Origin of the sequence: Corynebacterium sp. (genome assembly GCF_030152825.1) — a bacterium.
GTDB lineage: Bacteria > Actinomycetota > Actinomycetes > Mycobacteriales > Mycobacteriaceae > Corynebacterium.
Genome location: NZ_JASLIP010000102.1, coordinates 1 through 17,220 on the forward strand (window position 1 = coordinate 1; position 17,220 = coordinate 17,220).

Annotated in this window: 15 protein-coding genes and 1 tRNA gene; 5 read left to right on the forward strand and 11 right to left on the reverse strand. The window is 61.5% G+C overall.

Going from position 1 to position 17,220, the window contains the following annotated elements; all coding sequences use genetic code 11:
• Positions 1-249: 249 nt before the first annotated feature.
• Both ctaD and nrdF read right to left on the reverse strand, forming a co-directional pair.
• Positions 250-1,947 carry a cytochrome c oxidase subunit I gene (ctaD, locus tag Q1V78_RS09220; protein WP_300613845.1) on the reverse strand — a complete coding sequence of 566 codons (1,698 nt, stop codon included), beginning with the start codon at positions 1,945-1,947 and terminating at the stop codon, positions 250-252.
• Positions 1,948-2,250: 303 nt separating this feature from the next.
• Entirely contained in the window at positions 2,251-3,246 is a 996-nt protein-coding gene (gene nrdF, locus Q1V78_RS09225; protein ID WP_300613847.1) for a class 1b ribonucleoside-diphosphate reductase subunit beta, read from the reverse strand.
• 247 nt (positions 3,247-3,493) lie between these two features.
• Between nrdF and Q1V78_RS09230 the strand changes: the two genes are divergently transcribed.
• The gene (locus Q1V78_RS09230; RefSeq protein WP_300613848.1) at positions 3,494-3,985 is read left to right on the forward strand and encodes a ferritin; all 492 of its coding nucleotides are present in this window, start codon (positions 3,494-3,496) and stop codon (positions 3,983-3,985) included.
• Positions 3,986-4,114: 129 nt separating this feature from the next.
• On the opposite strand, the gene nrdE is transcribed toward Q1V78_RS09230, so the two are convergent.
• The 5 genes from nrdE to ykgO all read right to left on the reverse strand — a co-directional run bounded on the left by nrdE (position 4,115) and on the right by ykgO (position 9,187).
• Positions 4,115-6,274 carry a class 1b ribonucleoside-diphosphate reductase subunit alpha gene (gene nrdE, locus Q1V78_RS09235; RefSeq protein ID WP_300613850.1) on the reverse strand — a complete coding sequence of 720 codons (2,160 nt, stop codon included), beginning with the start codon at positions 6,272-6,274 and terminating at the stop codon, positions 4,115-4,117.
• An 89-nt stretch (positions 6,275-6,363) separates the two neighbouring features.
• Positions 6,364-6,798 (reverse strand): class Ib ribonucleoside-diphosphate reductase assembly flavoprotein NrdI, encoded by a 435-nt coding sequence (nrdI, locus tag Q1V78_RS09240; protein WP_300613852.1) that lies wholly within the window; start codon positions 6,796-6,798, stop codon positions 6,364-6,366.
• A gap of 7 nt (positions 6,799-6,805) precedes the next feature.
• Positions 6,806-8,140, reverse strand: a complete 1,335-nt coding sequence (locus Q1V78_RS09245; protein WP_300613854.1) for an MFS transporter — start codon at positions 8,138-8,140, stop codon at positions 6,806-6,808.
• A 327-nt stretch (positions 8,141-8,467) separates the two neighbouring features.
• Positions 8,468-8,698, reverse strand: a complete 231-nt coding sequence (gene nrdH, locus Q1V78_RS09250) for a glutaredoxin-like protein NrdH (RefSeq protein ID WP_012360730.1) — start codon at positions 8,696-8,698, stop codon at positions 8,468-8,470.
• Positions 8,699-9,064: 366 nt separating this feature from the next.
• A complete protein-coding gene (ykgO, locus tag Q1V78_RS09255; RefSeq protein WP_005288826.1) occupies positions 9,065-9,187 on the reverse strand; it encodes a type B 50S ribosomal protein L36 in 123 nt (40 codons plus the stop codon).
• A 180-nt stretch (positions 9,188-9,367) separates the two neighbouring features.
• Here ykgO and nadE point away from each other — a divergent pair, with 180 nt between their 5' ends.
• Positions 9,368-10,201 carry an ammonia-dependent NAD(+) synthetase gene (gene nadE, locus Q1V78_RS09260; protein WP_300613859.1) on the forward strand — a complete coding sequence of 278 codons (834 nt, stop codon included), beginning with the start codon at positions 9,368-9,370 and terminating at the stop codon, positions 10,199-10,201.
• Here nadE and Q1V78_RS09265 read toward each other — a convergent pair.
• Positions 10,198-10,587 (reverse strand): DCC1-like thiol-disulfide oxidoreductase family protein, encoded by a 390-nt coding sequence (locus tag Q1V78_RS09265; RefSeq protein ID WP_300613861.1) that lies wholly within the window; start codon positions 10,585-10,587, stop codon positions 10,198-10,200. The genes nadE and Q1V78_RS09265 overlap by 4 nt on opposite strands.
• Before the next feature lie 26 nt (positions 10,588-10,613).
• Positions 10,614-11,255: a vitamin K epoxide reductase family protein gene (locus Q1V78_RS09270; protein WP_300613863.1), complete on the reverse strand. Its 642-nt coding sequence runs from the start codon at positions 11,253-11,255 to the stop codon at positions 10,614-10,616.
• A gap of 239 nt (positions 11,256-11,494) precedes the next feature.
• Between Q1V78_RS09270 and Q1V78_RS09275 the strand changes: the two genes are divergently transcribed.
• Both Q1V78_RS09275 and Q1V78_RS09280 read left to right on the forward strand, forming a co-directional pair.
• On the forward strand, positions 11,495-13,852 hold the full coding sequence (locus Q1V78_RS09275; protein ID WP_300613865.1) for an MMPL family transporter: 2,358 nt from the start codon (positions 11,495-11,497) through the stop codon (positions 13,850-13,852).
• A 3-nt stretch (positions 13,853-13,855) separates the two neighbouring features.
• Entirely contained in the window at positions 13,856-14,443 is a 588-nt protein-coding gene (locus Q1V78_RS09280) for a TetR/AcrR family transcriptional regulator (RefSeq protein ID WP_300613867.1), read from the forward strand.
• Between the two features lie 113 nt (positions 14,444-14,556).
• On the opposite strand, the gene Q1V78_RS09285 is transcribed toward Q1V78_RS09280, so the two are convergent.
• Both Q1V78_RS09285 and Q1V78_RS09290 read right to left on the reverse strand, forming a co-directional pair.
• A tRNA-Ala gene (locus tag Q1V78_RS09285) sits at positions 14,557-14,629 on the reverse strand.
• Between the two features lie 91 nt (positions 14,630-14,720).
• Positions 14,721-15,458: a thioredoxin domain-containing protein gene (locus tag Q1V78_RS09290; protein ID WP_300613869.1), complete on the reverse strand. Its 738-nt coding sequence runs from the start codon at positions 15,456-15,458 to the stop codon at positions 14,721-14,723.
• Positions 15,459-15,751: 293 nt separating this feature from the next.
• Here Q1V78_RS09290 and Q1V78_RS09295 point away from each other — a divergent pair.
• Positions 15,752-17,220 (forward strand): sodium:alanine symporter family protein (locus Q1V78_RS09295; RefSeq protein WP_300613871.1); only part of this gene is annotated, 1,469 nt, incomplete at its 3' end.

Below are 17,220 nucleotides of genomic sequence, written 5' to 3' on the forward strand. Positions count from 1 at the left end.
TGGATTCCAGCTCTTCGGGGAAAGCGAGCCTCGTGGGCTGGAGATTATCGACTGGGGTGGAGTTACTTGCGCTAGTCACACTCACGATTGAACCACAGTGGCTGCGTCGAGGAGGACCCGCTACCCCCGTTTTTCGGCAAAAAAACCACACCCTGCGTAGTAAGGGTGTGGTTTGCGCTCACAGCACCTCAGTGCTGGAGTATGCGGCGCGGCCAGCTGGCTGCTGGCCCCGGCACCGTGGCCGACTTCTTAGAAGTGGCGGCCGACGTGAGCCTCGTCGCGCATGCGCTTGACCATGTGCGGGTAGTGCAGCTCGAACGCTGGGCGCTCGGAGCGGATCCGCGGCATGGAGGTGAAGTTGTGGCGCGGCGGCGGGCAAGAGGTTGCCCACTCGAGGGAGTTGCCGTAGCCCCATGGGTCATCAACGGTGACGACCTCGCCGTAACGGTAGGACTTGAAGACGTTCCACAGGAACGGCAGCACGGAGATGGCCAGGATCAAGGCACCCACCGTGGACACCTGGTTGTAGCCGGTGAATCCGTCGGTCGGCAGGTAGTCCGCGTAACGACGGGGCATACCGGAGTTACCAGCCCAGTGCTGAATCAGGAAGGTGGTGTGGAAGCCGATGAAGGTCAGCCAGAAGTGCAGCTTGCCCAGACGCTCGTCCAGCATGCGACCGGTCATCTTCGGGAACCAGAAGTACATGCCAGCGAAGGATGCGAAGGCAACCGTGCCGAACAGGGTGTAGTGGAAGTGCGCAACCACGAAGTAGGTGTCAGACAAGTGGAAGTCCATTGCCGGGCCAGCCAGCATGATGCCGGTCAGACCACCGAAGAGGAAGGTGGCGAAGAAGCCCAGTGCGAACATCATCGGGGTTTCGAAGGTCAGGCGACCGCCCCACATGGTGCCGAGCCAGTTGAAGAACTTCATACCGGTCGGGACTGCAATCAGGAACGTCATGAAGGCGAAGAACGGAAGCAGAACCGCGCCGGTGACGAACATGTGGTGTGCCCACACAGCCATGGACAGAGCAGCGATGGACAGGGTTGCGAAGACCAGACCAACGTAGCCGAACATCGGCTTGCGGGAGAAGACCGGGAAGATCTCGGAGACGATGCCGAAGAACGGCAGAGCCAGGACGTAGACCTCAGGGTGGCCGAAGAACCAGAACAGGTGCTGCCACATGATGGCGCCACCGTTGCCCGGATCGTAGATGTGGCCGCCCAGCTTGCGGTCGTAGAGAACACCCAGTGCGGCAGCAGCCAGCAGCGGGAAGATCAGCAGAACCAGCAGGGAGGTAACGAAGATGTTCCAGGTGAAGATCGGCATGCGGAACATGGTCATACCCGGGGCGCGCAGCACCAGGATGGTCGTGATCATGTTCACACCGGAAAGGATGGTACCGACACCACCGACGCCGACCCCCACGATCCACAGGTCAGAGCCCAGACCCGGGGAGTGAATTGCGTCTGCCAGTGGCTGGTACATAGTCCAGCCGAAGTCAGCCGCGCCGCCCGGGGTGAGGAAGCCGGTTAGCATCAGGATACCACCGGCGGTGGTGAGCCAGAAGCCGAAGGCGTTCAGACGCGGGAAGGCCACGTCCGGTGCACCGATCTGGAGCGGAACGATGTAGTTAGCGAAGCCGAACACCATCGGGGAGCCATACAGCAGCAGCATGATGGTGCCGTGCATGGTGAACAGCTGGTTGAACTGCTCCGGGGACAGGAACTGCATGCCCGGATTGAACAGCTCAAGACGAATAAGCAGGGCCATGAGGCCACCGATAAGGAAGAAGGTGAAGGACATCATCAGGTACATGATGCCCAGCAGCTTGTGGTCGGTGGTCGTTAGCGCTTGCCAGGCAAAGCTGCCTCGGCGCCCATGGCCAGACGGTTGTGGGCGTTCGGGAGCAACTTGCTGTGGTTCCCGTGGCGCGACCGCGGTCATTGATTCCTCCTGACTACGCAGTGTCGAGGGGTTTTCCCTGACACTCCAAAGAATTTTGGCCTTCTCGGGCCCTCCCGTGACTGCGAGAGCATTATCTTCTTCCAGCCCAGAAAGGGTCCCTACACGAAGGGTTGGTGCTATGTTATCCCCTTTTCCCGAATATAAGAAGCCGGGTGGCGGGAAACCTCCAGTTCCTTCACAGTTTTGGGGGTAGTTCCAAGGGTTCTCCACGCTTGAAAACACAAAACGGCCGTTTCGCTGCACCTAGCGAGCCGGCCGTTCGTGCTACGGGAGGGCAGGAAGCTAGAAGTCCCAGTCGTCGTCGGTGGTGGTCTCCGCCTTACCAATGACATAGGAGGAACCGGAGCCACTGAAGAAGTCGTGGTTCTCGTCGCCACCCGGATTCAGCGAGGCGAGGATCGCAGCGGAAACGCGGGTCTCCTCTACCGGGAACAGCCCGTCATAGCCGAGGTTGTTCATCGCCTTGTTGGCGTTGTAGCGCAGGAAGCGCTTCACATCTTCGGTCCAGCCAATCTCGTCGTAAATGGACTCGGTGTACTCGACCTCATTGTCGTAGAGGTCCAGCAGCTGCTCGACGACGAATCCCTTCAGCTCCTCCTGACGCTCTGGGGTCTCGTTTTCCAGCGCTCGCTGGTACTTGTAGCCGATGTAGTAGCCGTGGACGGACTCATCGCGGATGATGAGGCGGATGATGTCCGCGGTATTCGTCAGCTTGCCCATGGAGGACCAGCGCATCGGCAGGTAGAACCCGGAGTAGAAGAGGAAGGACTCCAGCAGCACGGAGGCAATCTTTCGCTTCAGCGGGTCGTCGCCCTTGTAGTACTGAAGGATGATCTCACCCTTGCGCTGGAGGTTTTCATTCTCCTCGGACCAGCGGAATGCGTCGTTGATCTCGCGGGTGCTCGCCAGGGTCATGAAGATCTGGGAGTAGGACTTCGCGTGCACCGACTCCATGAAGGCGATATTGGTGAGCACCGCCTCCTCGTGCATGGTGGTAGCTTCCGGGATCAGGGAGACCGCGCCGACCGTACCCTGGATGGTGTCGAGCATTGTCAGCCCGGTGAACACGCGCATCGTCGCGTTCTTCTCCGCATCGTTGAGCGTGGCCCAGCTCTGGATGTCGTTCGAGACGGGTACCTTTTCTGGCAGCCAGAAGTTGGCCGTCAGCCGATCCCATACCTCGAGGTCACGGTCATCCGGAACCTCGTTCCAGTTGACGGAACCGATGATATTCCCCGCCTTGTGCTGCGCAGGGGACTGAGATGGCCTAGCAGGCATAAACGCGCATTCTCCTCATCTGAACTCGGCAGAGTTCCCAACTTTCCAACCGCTGACCTGCACGTATAGCGCGCGGTGAGCGAAATGAATACATCCCCACCTTACCCGCCACGGCTTCTCACCGCACGACGTGGTGGCAGGCGCCACTCAGCAGCAATCTAGCCTCCCCGCGCTAACCCCAGCGCCCGCTGCACAGCCACCTTCGCTCCCCTATTCACGCGCCCCACCGTCCAGTAATATTGCTGATATGAGCATCAATCAAAAGCTTGAAGAAGCCCTCAATAATCAAGTCATCGCCGAGCACCAGGCTGCCCTGGTCTACACCCAGCTGGCATACGAGCTCGACCGCCTCTCTCTGACTGGCATGAGCGCGTGGATGTTCGCGCAGGCTGACGAGGAGCGGGAACACGCCCAGCGCTTCGCCGATCACCTCATCGACCGCGATGCTCGCGTCAACCTGAAGACTATCGAGCTCCCGGAGATCAAGATCGAGAGCGCCCTGGAGGCTTTCGAGCTCTCCCTGACCCACGAGAAGAAGGTCTCCGCGATGATCCGCGACCTCGTTCGGGTCGCCGAGGAGGTCAAGGACATCGATTCCCGACCGCTGCTGGATTCCTTCCTCAGCGAGCAGGTCGAGGAGGAGGCCACCGTTGGCGAGATCATCGACCACCTGAAGATGGTCGGCGCCGACGGCAGCGGTCTGCTGCGACTCGATGCCCAGCTCGGCGGCCGCGAGTAAAACACGTCTCGCCCCCTCCCCGCCACGGTTCCCGTGGCATCAGCAGGGCGCTGACCTAACAGCCCCAAGCCAAAGGGTGGTGTCGGATCATTCCGACACCACCCTTTAACTATTCAGCGCGAGCGCTCCTTAGAGCATGCAGGACACGCAGCCCTCGACCTCGGTGCCGCTCAGCGCAGTCTGGCGCAGGCGGACGTAGTAGATGGTCTTGATCCCCTTGCGCCAAGCGTAGATCTGGGCACGGTTGATGTCGCGGGTCGTGGCGGTGTCCTTGAAGAACAGCGTCAGCGACAGGCCCTGGTCCACGTACTTGGTCGCCACCGCGTAGGTGTCGATGATCTTCTCGTAGCCGATCTCGTAGGCGTCCTCGAAGTACTCCAGGTTCTCGTTATTCATGTGCGGCGCTGCGTAGTAGACGCGGCCGATCTTACCCTCCTTGCGAATCTCGATCTTCGAGGCGATCGGGTGGATCGAGGAGGTGGAGTTGTTGATGTAGGAGATCGAGCCGGTCGGCGGAACCGCCTGCAGGTTGCGGTTGTAGATGCCGTGCTTCGCTACGGATGCCTTCAATTCCGCCCAGTCCTCGGCGGTCGGCACCTCGATGCTGGAAGCGGCGAAGATCTCCTTGACCTTCTCCGTCTTCGGGGCAAACTCAGCCGGGTCGTAACGGTCGAAGAAGGCGCCGGATGCGTACTCGGAGTTCTCGAAGTCGTGGAATGCCGTGCCGCGCTCGATCGCGATCTTGTTGGAAGCCTTCAGGCACTCGTACATCACGGCAGCGAAGTAGGCGTTGGTGAAGTCCAGCGCCTCCTCAGAGCCGTAGTGGATGTGCTCGCGGCCCAGGTAGCCGTGCAGGTTCATCTGCCCCAGCCCGATGGCGTGCGAGTGATCGTTGCCCTGGCGGATGGACGGCACGGAGTCAATGTCAGTCTGATCCGAGACAGCCGTGAGCGCCCGGATTGCGGTCTCGATGGTCTTCGAGAAGTCCGCGGAGTCCATCGCCATGGCAATGTTCATGGAGCCCAGGTTGCAGGAGATGTCATCGCCGATGGTCTCGTAGGTGAGGTCCTCGTTGAAGACGGATGGCGTGGAGACCTGCAGGATCTCGGAGCACAGGTTCGAGTGGGTAATGCGGCCGGCAATGGGGTTGGCACGGTTCACGGTGTCCTCGTACATGATGTACGGGTAGCCGGACTCGAACTGGATCTCCGCGAGGGTCTGGAAGAAGTCACGCGCGTTGATCTTCTTCTTGCGGATGCGGGGGTCCTCGACCATTTCGTCGTAGTGCTCGGTGACGGAGATGTCGGCGAAAGGCTTGCCGTAGACGCGCTCGACGTCATACGGGGAGAACAGGTACATGTCCGCGTTCTTGCGGGCCAGGTCGAAGGTGACGTCCGGGATCACGACGCCGAGGGAGAGCGTCTTGATGCGGATCTTCTCGTCCGCGTTCTCGCGCTTGGTGTCGAGGAACTTCAGGATGTCCGGGTGGTGGGCGTTGAGGTACACCGCGCCAGCACCCTGGCGAGCACCAAGCTGGTTAGCGTAGGAAAAGGCGTCCTCCAGCAGCTTCATGACCGGGATGATGCCGGAAGACTGGTTCTCGATGTGCTTAATCGGTGCTCCGGCCTCACGGATGTTGCTCAGCAGCAGCGCCACGCCACCGCCGCGCTTGGAGAGCTGCAGAGCAGAGTTGATGGAGCGGCCGATGGACTCCATGTTGTCCTCGATGCGCAGCAGGAAGCAGCTCACCGGCTCACCGCGCTGTGCCTTACCGATGTTGAGGAAGGTCGGGGTCGCCGGCTGGAAACGGCCGTCGATAATCTCGTCCACCAGGGACTTCGCCATCTCCTCATCGCCATCCGCGAGACCGAGGGCGACCATGCAGACGCGGTCCTCGAAGCGCTCGAGGTAGCGCTTACCGTCGAAGGTCTTCAGGGTGTAGGAGGTGTAGTACTTGTACGCCCCGAGGAAGGACTGGAAGCGGAACTTCTTGGCGTAAGCCTGCTTGAACAGCGCCTTGATGAAGGGGAAATCGTACTTGTCGAGGATTTCCTCGTCGTAGTACTTGTTCTCAACCAGGTACTCGAGCTTCTCCGCCAGGTTGTGGAAGAACACGGTGTTCTGGTTGACGTGCTGCAGGAAGAACTGGTTCGCGGCCTGGTGGTCCGCGTCGAACTGAATCTGCCCGTTTTCGTCGTACAGGTTCAGCATTGCGTTGAGCGCGTGGTAGTCCAGCTTCTCGGACTCCTTGACTGGCTCTGCGACAGTCTTGCCAAAGTTCTCGGCCATCATTGCCCTCTCTTGATGTTCTTCTTTTTAAGACGCCAGTGGCTGGCGGTAGTGCGTTGTTTTTAGTTTTAAGATTGCGTTCGGGGCCGTTATCCCCAGGTGCCTTCGGTGATCATGGCCTGCTTGAATTCTGCGAGGCCCTCCTTGACCCGTTCCACGTCGTGCTCCGTGCCCATCATCTCGAAGCGATAGAGATAGGGCACCTGGCACTTGGCTGAGATGACGTCCCCGGCGAGGCAGAAATCTGGACCAAAGTTGATATTGCCAGCGGCGATGACCCCGCGCAGATAATCCCGGTTTTGCTTCTCGTTGAGGAAGCGGATGACCTGTTTGGGGACGGGTCGGGAGTTCTCCCCCACCATACCCACCCCCCCGCCGTAGGTGGGCACGATGAGTACGTGGGGTTCATCGACCACCAACGGTTCCTCGTAGCGGTAGATCGGGATGCGTTTATTCGGCAGCCCGAGCTTCTGTACGAAGCGGTGCGTGTTGTTGGTCGTTGATGAGAAGTACGTAATGAGCATGTGAACTCTAAGACCCTTCTTTCTGAATGCCTTGAGCCGCATCCCCGTGATGATCGGCCTCGATGTTTTCGAGGGCGGCTGCTGGCGTCCACGTCAGGAAACGTGGCACGACCAGGAGCATCACGATCGTCCCGATGATGACTAAGCCACCGCCGGCTGCGGTGACGGTACCGGCCGGGTAGTGGGAGCCCGCCCAGCCGTGGAGGCCGTCCGCGATGCGGGGACCGCCGGCGACGACCACGAAGAACACGCTCTGCACTCGACCGCGCACCTCATCGGTCGCGGCTTCCTGCAGCATCGTGGAGCGAAGCACCGCGGAGAACATGTCCGCAGCACCACCTGCCGCGAAGGCCAGCAGGGCCACCGCCGCCCACAATCCCACTGTGCCATTCGCTGCAGACACGGCCAGGCCCATGACCAGGATCGCCACGCCCCAGAGTGCAACGAAGCAGCTCACGCCCAGTCCGCGGCGTTCGATTTTGGTCACCACGCCGGAGAACAGTCCACCCAGGACTGCGCCCACGGGCAGGGCTGCGAACAGCAGGGCGTACATGATTCCGCCGCTGGCCTGCTCCCCGAAGTCTTCGGCGGACATCTGCGGGATAAGCGCCCGTGGTGAGCCGAAAACCATCGCGATGAGGTCGATGGCGAAAGTCATGAGGATGATCGGCTGTGTGAGCAGGAACCGGAAGCCGTCGATCACGGAGGCGACCCCCGCTTTCGCGGGCTGCCCGTCGCCCGTGCCCCGCGGGGGCAGCGCTGGTAGCCGGTGCACGGCGTAGAGCGTGGCGAATAGCGCCAGAAAATCCAGGAAGTACAGCCAGCTGAACCCGAGGATCGGGATCAACATGCCGCCCAGCACCGGGCCGATGATCGCGCCGACCTGCTGGACCGTCATGTTAAGGCTGGTCGCCGCGGCGATCTGTTGCCTGCCCACGAGGGTGGCAATGATGGCAACCCTGGTGGGCTGGTTGACGGCGAAGAAGCCCTGCTGCACCGCGAATAGGGCAAGCAGGGGCCACACGGAGGTGCCACCGGTCGCGGCGAAGGCCCAGAATCCTGCCGCCGAAAGAATCATGCCGGTGGTGGTGATGTGGAGCAGGGTTCGGCGGTCCATGCTGTCTGCGAGGGAACCGCCGTAGAGCCCGAAGACCACCAGCGGGACGAAGCCGCAGAGGCTGGCGAGCCCTACGTAGGCAGAATTGCCGGTCAGCGCGTAGATGTGCGCCGGAACAGCAATGATGTTGAGCTGTGCACCGATAACGGTGACGATGTTTGCCTGCCATAGGCGACGAAATTCGGGAACCTTCAGGGGCGTGGTGTCTACGAGCAGTTGACGCACGACGGCCGCGACCTTTCTTGGTTTCCAGTGGCTTCCCCGCGTGGGTGCAGCGCTGACGCAGGGGCCAGCAGTGCGCCCTTCCCACCTGGGCTGTTGCATTGGGCCCGTTCCCGCGTGATGCGAAATCAGGCATAAGTAAAGCCAGCGCAAAGTTTCTAACGCTGGCGGTTGAGGTGCCGCTCCCAGCGTGGGAGGCGGCGCGGGCATCCAGCCCGCAGAATTGTGCCCCGGCACCGCACTCCAGGCCGGGCGCGGGGCTAGAAAGTTTGAGTGAGTGCAGCAGGGTGTCCGGTGACGACGCCTCAGGCCGCTGCGGCACTCGGCGACTTAGGCAGCCGCGGCGCTCAGAGCCTTGATGCGATCCGGACGGAAGCCAGACCAGTGCTCCTCGCCAGAGACGACGACCGGAGCCTGGAGGTGGCCGAGTGCCAGGACGTACTCGCGGGCCTCATCGTCGAGGCTGATATCGACCATCTCGTATTCCAGCCCAGCCTTGTCGAGAGCCCTCTGGGTTGCGGTGCACTGGACGCAAGCTGGCTTGGTGTAAACGGTGATCATATCCGCGCAAATCTCCTGTATCGCGCCGCCCGTGTGGGCGGAGTCTGTGGCGTGTTGACTGTCTTGAGATTACACACCTGTCACCACTCGCACAACCCGTATTGCCACAATATTTTGGGCTACAACGGGGTATAAAACACTATATATTGTGGTTACCGTAATTAAAAGCGCAGGTGGTGATTTGAGCTCGCCACTACATATTGAGCCCCGGAATACAAGATTGTAATTCCACACTCAGTATCCCCCTCTACTCCCCCGATTCACCCCCGACCGATCCCACACAAGGAAACGCAAAAGCCGGCCACATCCCACATGGAATGCAACCGGCTTCGCGCCGCGCTCGCGGTGGAAACTATCCCCTAAGGATTAGCCCTGACGAGCCTTGAAACGCGGGTCCTTCTTGTTGATGACGTAGACCTTGCCGTGACGACGCACAACCTGAGCGCCCGGCTTGTTCTTCAGCGACCGAAGGGACTTACGGACCTTCATCGGGCGCTCCTTTCTTTATAGACTTCTCAAAGCTCGACACTGTCGCATTACTGCGAGCGCTGCGTGAAGCAGCACGTTCACACGTTCTTCACGCGCGGCAACGTGCCAAGCTGAAACACAACGACCGATTGTAGCGCCTGAACAGCCAGAAGCAAAAACGATTGACTAGCATGGACGCCCATGAACACCACCGCGCTGCAACACCGCATCATCGCCGAGCTCCACGCCAAGCCACACATCGACCCCGAGGCCGAGGTCACCGCACGCGTGAACTTCCTCGTGGATTATGCGCTCAGCACCGGAGCCAAGGGCTTCACCCTGGGCATTTCCGGCGGTCAGGACTCCACCCTCGCGGGCCGGCTGTGCCAGCTCGCCGTCGAGGAACTCCGCCGCCGTGGCGCTTCAGCCGAGTTCTACGCGGTACGTCTGCCCTACGGCACCCAAGCCGATGAGGAGGACGCCCAGACCGCCCTGCGCTTCATCCAGCCGTCACAGTCCGTCACCATCAATGTTCAGGACGCCACCCTGGCCATTGCGAGCGCTGTCTCGGAAAGCCTCACGGGCGAGCCGGTGAGCGACTTCAACAAGGGCAACATCAAGGCCCGCCAGCGCATGATCGCCCAGTACACCCTGGCCAGCGAGACCGGCACCCTGGTTGTCGGCTCCGATCATGCGGCCGAGGCGATCACTGGTTTCTACACCAAGTTCGGCGATGGCGCCGCCGACCTGATGCCGCTGGTGGGGCTGAACAAGCGCCAGGGCGCCGAACTCCTGCGGCACCTGGGCGCACCGGCGTCGACATGGGAGAAGGTGCCCACCGCAGACCTGGAGGAAGACCGCCCGATGCTCTCCGACGAGGAGGCGCTGGGGGTTACCTACGCGCACATCGATGACTACCTGGAGGGCAAGGACGTCCCTGCAGAGGCGGCGGAGCGCATCGAGCACCTGTGGCGGGTCAGCCGCCACAAGCGCACCACTCCCCCGGGCCCGGTGGATACCTGGTGGCGCGACTAGCCGCGGGACACGGCACAGCCGCCGGACTCGCAGACGCCCAGCCCCATGGCCCTGCCGATGCGGGCCCGGTTGTGTGAGAACAGCCGGTAGCCCAGCGCGTAGATCGGTGAGAGCGCACAGATCAGCAGCGCCCGACCCGCCAGGCGCACACCCAAGTTCCGCCCGTGGCGCCACAATGCCTCGCCGATGGCGCGGTGCCCCAGGGCAAGCGTGCCGTCGTCGCCCAGGTATACCGCGTGCTCGGCGATATTGGCTCGCACGTCGGCGGGCTGGGACGGGCCATCGGCGGAACCCGCCACGCAGCTCAGCCCCGGGGAGAGCCGGATGAGAGTCTGGGCGAGGCACTCACAGACGGCGCAATGGGCGTCGTAAAAGAAAAAGGCCATGGTGCCTAGAGCCTAGGCAAGAGCGGCTAGAAGAAGAAGTGGCTGCCGATGATGACCACGAATCCCAGGTACCAGGCGATGAGCACGATCACCGGCTGGGCCACCCCCTGGCCGGTCGCCTTGCCGCGGTTGTGCGCCCGGCCCCGGGTGAAGCGGACGAGGGTCATCAGGAATAGCGGCAGGGTGACGATCCAGACGGCCATGCAGTAGATACACAGGGCGCCGATCTCGAAGACGGCCTCGTAGGCGAGCCAGTGCACGAAGCCCACGGCGAAGATCAGGCCCAGCAGCTCGCCTGCCCACATCCACTCGGGGAAGCGCACGCCCGCGGCCAGGGAGACGCCGAAGAAGGTCACCAGGGCGAAGCCAACTAGACCGATATAGGGGTTTGCGAAGCCGAAGGCGGAGGCCTGCGGAGAGGCCATGACGTCCGTGCACGACACGATCGCGTTGACCGTGCAGGCGGGGATGTAGCCCGGGTTGGACAGCAACGTGACCTTATCCTGCATGATCAGCCCCGAGAAGAGCAGCCCCACCGCGCCGAGCACAGCCATGAGGATGCCAAAGGCTGAACTCGCCCCAATGGTTCGGGATTGAGCGGCGGGCTCAACACCAGCCCCAGCAGGCTCGACCGACGATTGCTTCGCCTCTGCGGAGGCAGTTGACATGGGTCACCTTCAAGTCGAAAACGGGTACCCGGCGGAAGGGCCCACCGAGTCATCCTGCGTGATTATATCGCGTCTCCACCCCTTCGACGAGGCCACTCATCCCAGCTTTCCGCGACTTCAAACGTTACCCCTCATGACTTGTCATGATATTCACATAAATACAGTTCTTGGCATGTTTTCATACATGCTTAGCTGACCCCCCATTGCTCAAAGATTTGCGTTTGCATAGTCTCTGCAACATGTCTGAATTCTTATATCGGGTAGGAAAAACGTCCTACCGCAAAGCATGGCCGTTCTTGGTCGCCTGGATTGTGATTCTCGGCGCGCTAGGCTTCGGCGCCGCGGCATATGCGAAAGACCCAAGCCCCACCTTCTCCATGCCGGACATGGACTCCACCGTCACCCAGGAGGAGATGAACGAGCGCTTCGGCACCGACGAAGATGCGATGAGTGTGCCCTCAGGCTCCGTGGTCGTCCAAGCGCCGGAGGGCAAGAAGCTGACCGACCCTGCCGTCATGGCAGACGTCGACGAAATGCTCGATGAACTCAAGGCAACCGGTGAGCTGGCTGACCAGGAGACCATCGTCAATCCTGTTCTCGCTGCCAAGGGAATGGAACAGCAGATGACGCAGGCGAAGGCCGCGCAGGGCATTCCGAAGGAACAGATTAAATCCGACCTTGACGCGCTCTCCCCGCTGAGCTCCGACGGAACCACCGGCACCGTCAGCATCACCTTCGACTACGACTCCGTCCTTGAGGTCCCTTCGGACGCGCGCGATGCAGTCACCGACGTCCTTGCTAAGTACGACGACACGGACCTCACCGTGAAATACAACGGCAACGTATTCTCCGGGGCGAACGAAATGGACGGCACCGCCGAGCTGATCGGTATCGCTGTTGCAGCGGTTGTCCTGCTGGTGACCTTCGGCTCGCTCGTCGCGGCTGGGTTGCCGATCGTCGCCGCGCTGGTCGGTGTAGGCGTGGGAATCCTCGGCATCCAGCTGGCGACGCTGGTCACCGACTCGATTTCGGACATGACCCCGATGCTGGCCTCCATGATCGGCCTGGCAGTGGGCATCGACTACTCGCTCTTCATCGTCGCCCGGTTCCGCAACGAGCTGATCTCCTCCTCGGGGCTGAACGATCTTTCGCCGAAGGAGCTGGCGGAAAAACTGCGCACGATGAGCGTGGACAAGCGCGCCCACGCCATGGGCATGGCGCTGGGCACCGCGGGTGGCTCGGTTGTTTTCGCCGGCGCCACCGTGTTGATCGCACTGGCTGCTCTGTCAATCATCGGCATCCCGTTCCTGACGGCCATGGCCTTCGCGGCGGCAGCCACCGTGCTGGTCGCTGTGCTGGTCGCGCTGACCTTTCTGCCCGCACTCCTTGGCCTGCTCGGTACGCGCGCGTTCGCGATCCGCGTTCCTGGCCCCAAGGTTCCCGACCCAGAAGACGAAAAGCCCACGATGGGGCTCAAGTGGGCTCGCCAGATCCGGAAGCACCCATGGGTGACCCTGGCGGCCGGAGTGGTTCTGCTGGGCATCTTGGCGCTCCCCGCCACGGGACTGCGCTTGGCTATGCCCACCGACGGCACGGCAAAGCTGGGATCCCCGCAGCGCGATGCCTACGAGATGACCGCAGAGAAGTTCGGGGATGGCCGCAACGCCCCCATGATCGCGTTCGTGGATACCGCCCACGTCGATGCGAAGGACCGTCCCGCCGCTTACCAGGAGCTGCTGCAGGACTTCTCCAGCACTCAGGGCGTCGTGAACGCCAAGATCATCAACACGACAGAGAACCAGGACGCCGCCCAGGTGCTCATCACCCCGGAGACCGGCGCAACCGATGAGGCAACCACCGAGACTCTCGAGCGCCTCCGCGAGTTCAAGGGCTCCTTCGAGGAAGAAACTGGCGGAACCTTCGGCATCACCGGCATCACCCCGATCTTCGACGACATTTCTGAAAAGCTCGCGGACGTGCTCGTGCCCTATATCGCCATTGTTCTGGGCCTGGCTTTCATCGTTCTGACCCTGGTATTCCGTTCACTCTGGGTGCCTTTTGTCGCGGCAATCGGCTTCGGCCTGTCCATGGCCGCAACCTTCGGCGTGACCGTAGCGATCTTCCAAGAGGGCATGTTCGGCCTGATCGACGACCCCCAGCCGTTGCTATCCTTCCTTCCCATCATGCTGATCGGCCTGACCTTTGGTCTGGCGATGGACTACCAGGTTTTCCTGGTCACCCGTATGCGCGAAGGCTATGTCTCGCGCCGCAAGGAGGCCGGCAACGCCGTGGCCAATGGATACAAGCATGGTGCGCGAGTGGTGACCGCCGCTGCGCTGATCATGATTTCTGTGTTCGCGGCGTTCATGCTGATCGATGAGCCCTTCATTAAGGCCATGGGCTTCGCACTTGCAGCCGGCGTTCTGCTGGACGCCTTTGTGGTTCGCATGACGCTCATCCCGGCAACCATGTACCTGCTGGGTGATCGCGCGTGGTCGATCCCAGGTTGGCTGGACAAGATCCTGCCGAACCTAGACATCGAGGGTGAAAAGCTCCATCGGTCCCACTCTCAGCCGCAGGTGGAGACTACGGTATAGAGCATGGACTTTCGTGAGGTGAAGAAGGCCGCGACCCGACGGGCGATCTCCGAGTCGACTGTTCAACTGATGCTGGAACGCCCGGACAGGCTGCCGACCATCGCACAGATTTCGAGTCGCGCTGAAATCTCAGTCCGCACCTTCCACAATTACTTCACGGATATCGATGAGGCGCTTTTCGAGTTCCTTCACCGGGCCTTCGACAAGATCAGTGAGCAGATCACTGCGCTGCCTGAAGAGTGGACAGCAGCCCAGGCGATGGAGTCGATCGTCTCAGACGCGTTGAATGACGACGGCGTGGAGCTCTACTCCGCGTCCACACTGGTATTGCTGGGCAGCCATGCTAGTTCGCGTTCGCGTCGCCCACCCAGCGAGGAAACCGTCACCGAGCTTTCCTCCACCCTGGTTAAGGCCCTAAAGAGCAGGATCCCTGGGACAACGGATTTTGATGCTCAAGTCCTGATTGGCGCTTACACCATCGCCAGTGCGACCGCTGTCAGGGAATACCTGGACCGACCGGAGCCCCGAAACCCTGAGGAGGGCCGCGAGCTCATCCGCCGGGCTTTCCAGGTGCTCCGCGACTACGAGTAACACCTCATCTTCCTGGGGGGGGGAGATGCGGACACCGCATGGCCGCGCTGGCAGCCAGGCCCCTCCGAAACACGAAAAACCTCCGGTCGATAAGACCGGAGGTTTTCTCTCTGTGGAGCTAAGGGGATTCGAACCCCTGACCCCCACACTGCCAGTGTGGTGCGCTACCAACTGCGCCATAGCCCCGTGGTGCGGATCTAAAGATACCCCACCGGAACGCAACCCACCAAATCGTTGGCCGTGGGAGCCGCAAAAACAACCCCCACGCTGCTGTTATTTAGTTCTTGACTACGTCCGGGACCCAAGACTGCGGCATCCCGTCGTTACCGGTCTTGATCTCGAGCTGCTGGTCATCCACCAAGAGGATCGGCGAGGAGACCTGACCAACCTTCTTCTTCAGGGCCTTCGCGTTGGCCTCGCCAACCTCGACGCCCTTGTCCTCCAGCTCACCGTTCTTGATCTTCTCGATCAGCGACTCGTCCAAGTCATATGCCGAAGCTGCCTCCGCCAGGTCCTCGTAGTCCCAGGTCCGCGCGACGGTCTCCTGCTCGAGCATGATGTGGTTATGGAAGTTCCAGAACGCCTTCACGTTGCCCGTCTCGGCGATGGCGTATGCCACTGCAGCGCCACGGGTCGACGGACCGCGGCGACCGTCATCCAGGAAATTCAGGAAGTTAAAACGAACCTTGAGCTTGCCATCGGAGACAGCCTGCTTGACGTCCTGGTGGTCTGCTTCCACCAGGTGGGAGCAGTGCGGGCAGGAGAAATCCTCGTAGACGTCGGCGACGGGGGCGTCCTTGTCAACGTTCTTCGAAGCCAGTTCGACCACGTTGTCCTTCGCGGTAACGGTGAAGTTGACGTCCTCCTGCGGCATGTTCGCCGCAATGTCCTCCTTCGACCCGCCGCGGGTGACAACGATGCCGATAACAACAGCGGCGATCACCAGGACCGCGACGATCGTCCACATGAAACCGCTGCCACCCTTTTGATCGGGGGCCTTGATCTTCTGGCTCACTAAAACTTCCTTTCGGACCTTCACATGCGCGCCATTCGCCGGGTGCGGGGGCGCCCAAATGGACGGCCGGTTCCCGGCCTATCGTGGCTAACCCTAGTGATCTTAAAGTCACAAAATCCACTTGGGAGACCCCAAAACCCCAGGTTGACAGGAAGCTGTTACCCACCGCCATAAGCTGCCAGAGTTCCCACAGCTTCACCTCGCCTCCCCTTCCCCGCGGGGGCATACATGTTATTGACAGGAATTTTTGACCTTCTGGCAAGTGATGCAACTCACCGAGTTATGTTTAGAACATGGAAGAACGAACTTTTGCCTCACAGTTGAATGATGTGTTGGGCACAATCTCGGGCTTCGTGTGGGGGCCCTGGCTGCTCATCCCCCTCCTCTTCGGCACCGGCCTGGTCCTCACGATCCGCATGCGGGGCGTCCAGTTCCGCAAGCTCGGCGTCGCTCTCCGTCACGGGCTCCTGGACCGCGACGACGAAGGCGGCGAGGGCGATATCTCGCAGTACCAGGCCCTGACCACAGCGCTGGCCGCGACCGTGGGTGTGGGCAATATCGTCGGTGTTGCTACCGCACTGTCCATCGGTGGCCCCGGCGCGCTGTTCTGGATGTGGGTCACCGGCCTAGTCGGCATGGCGTCCAAGTACGCCGAGGCCTTCCTGGGCGTTCGTTTCCGCACCACGGATAAGAAGGGCAACATCTCCGGCGGCCCGCAGCGCTACCTGGAGCACGGCATCAAGGGCGGGCTGGGCAAGTTCCTCGCCTGGTTCTTCGCAATCGCTGCGGTCATCGCGTCCTTCGGCATCGGTAACCTCACCCAGGCCAACGCCGTGGCCGAGGGGCTGAAGGACACCTTCGATATCGATCCACGCCTGACCGCGGTCTTCCTCTTCGTCGGTATCGGCGCTGTACTGATGGGCGGCATCAAGTCCATCGGCACGGTGACCTCCGGCTTCGTGCCGATGATGATCGTGATCTACCTGGGTGGCGGCATCATCGTGCTCATCAAGCACGCCGCCGAGATCCCAGCTGCGTTCGGCATGATCTTCAGCGACGCCTTCACCGGCACCTCTGCGGTGGGCGGGTTCATCGGATCCTCCATCATCATCGTGATGCAGATGGGTTTCGCGCGAGGCATCTTCTCCAACGAGTCCGGCATGGGTTCCGCAGCAGTCGCAGCCGCTGCAGCGAAGACCTCCCACCCGGTACGCCAGGGCCTGGTCTCCATGACCCAGACTTTCATCGACACCATCATCGTGGTCACCATGACCGGCCTCGTCATCGTGACGACGGGTGTGTGGGAGCTCGGCGCCGACCAGGCAGGCGTGATGACCGCGCGTGCTTACTCCGCCGGCCTGGGCTCCGACTGGGGCGGCATGATCGTCTCCGTGTCGGTGGTCTTCTTCGCCTTCTCCACCCTGCTGGGTTGGTCCTACTACGGTGAGCGCAACGCGCAGCGCGTCTTCGGCGACTGGGCATCGCCCATCTACCGCATGCTCTTCACCTGCGTCGTGGTGGTTGGTGCAACGACGGAGCTGGAGTTGGCCTGGACCTTCGCCGACCTTGCAAATGGTCTGATGGCACTGCCTAACCTGATCGGCCTGCTGCTCCTCTCCGGCCTCATCGCCCGGGAGACGAAAGCTTACCTGGACTTCGACCCCACCCTGCGGGCCACGCCGGAGCAGGTGGAGCAATTCCTCATCGAGTCCGGCAACCCGTGGCGTACGGACCCGCACAAGGCCATCGACATTCCCCACGA

Coding starts and splice junctions, on each gene's coding strand:
- ctaD (WP_300613845.1), bottom strand. CDS start 1,947: ATGACCGCGGTCGCGCCACGGGAACCACAGCAAGTTGCTCCCGAACGC.
- ykgO (WP_005288826.1), bottom strand. CDS start 9,187: ATGAAGGTCCGTAAGTCCCTTCGGTCGCTGAAGAACAAGCCGGGCGCT.
- nrdI (WP_300613852.1), bottom strand. CDS start 6,798: ATGCTCATTACGTACTTCTCATCAACGACCAACAACACGCACCGCTTC.
- Q1V78_RS09275 (WP_300613865.1), top strand. CDS start 11,495: ATGTCTGAATTCTTATATCGGGTAGGAAAAACGTCCTACCGCAAAGCA.
- nrdH (WP_012360730.1), bottom strand. CDS start 8,698: ATGATCACCGTTTACACCAAGCCAGCTTGCGTCCAGTGCACCGCAACC.
- Q1V78_RS09270 (WP_300613863.1), bottom strand. CDS start 11,255: ATGTCAACTGCCTCCGCAGAGGCGAAGCAATCGTCGGTCGAGCCTGCT.
- nadE (WP_300613859.1), top strand. CDS start 9,368: ATGAACACCACCGCGCTGCAACACCGCATCATCGCCGAGCTCCACGCC.
- nrdF (WP_300613847.1), bottom strand. CDS start 3,246: ATGCCTGCTAGGCCATCTCAGTCCCCTGCGCAGCACAAGGCGGGGAAT.
- Q1V78_RS09230 (WP_300613848.1), top strand. CDS start 3,494: ATGAGCATCAATCAAAAGCTTGAAGAAGCCCTCAATAATCAAGTCATC.
- Q1V78_RS09280 (WP_300613867.1), top strand. CDS start 13,856: ATGGACTTTCGTGAGGTGAAGAAGGCCGCGACCCGACGGGCGATCTCC.
- nrdE (WP_300613850.1), bottom strand. CDS start 6,274: ATGGCCGAGAACTTTGGCAAGACTGTCGCAGAGCCAGTCAAGGAGTCC.
- Q1V78_RS09265 (WP_300613861.1), bottom strand. CDS start 10,587: ATGGCCTTTTTCTTTTACGACGCCCATTGCGCCGTCTGTGAGTGCCTC.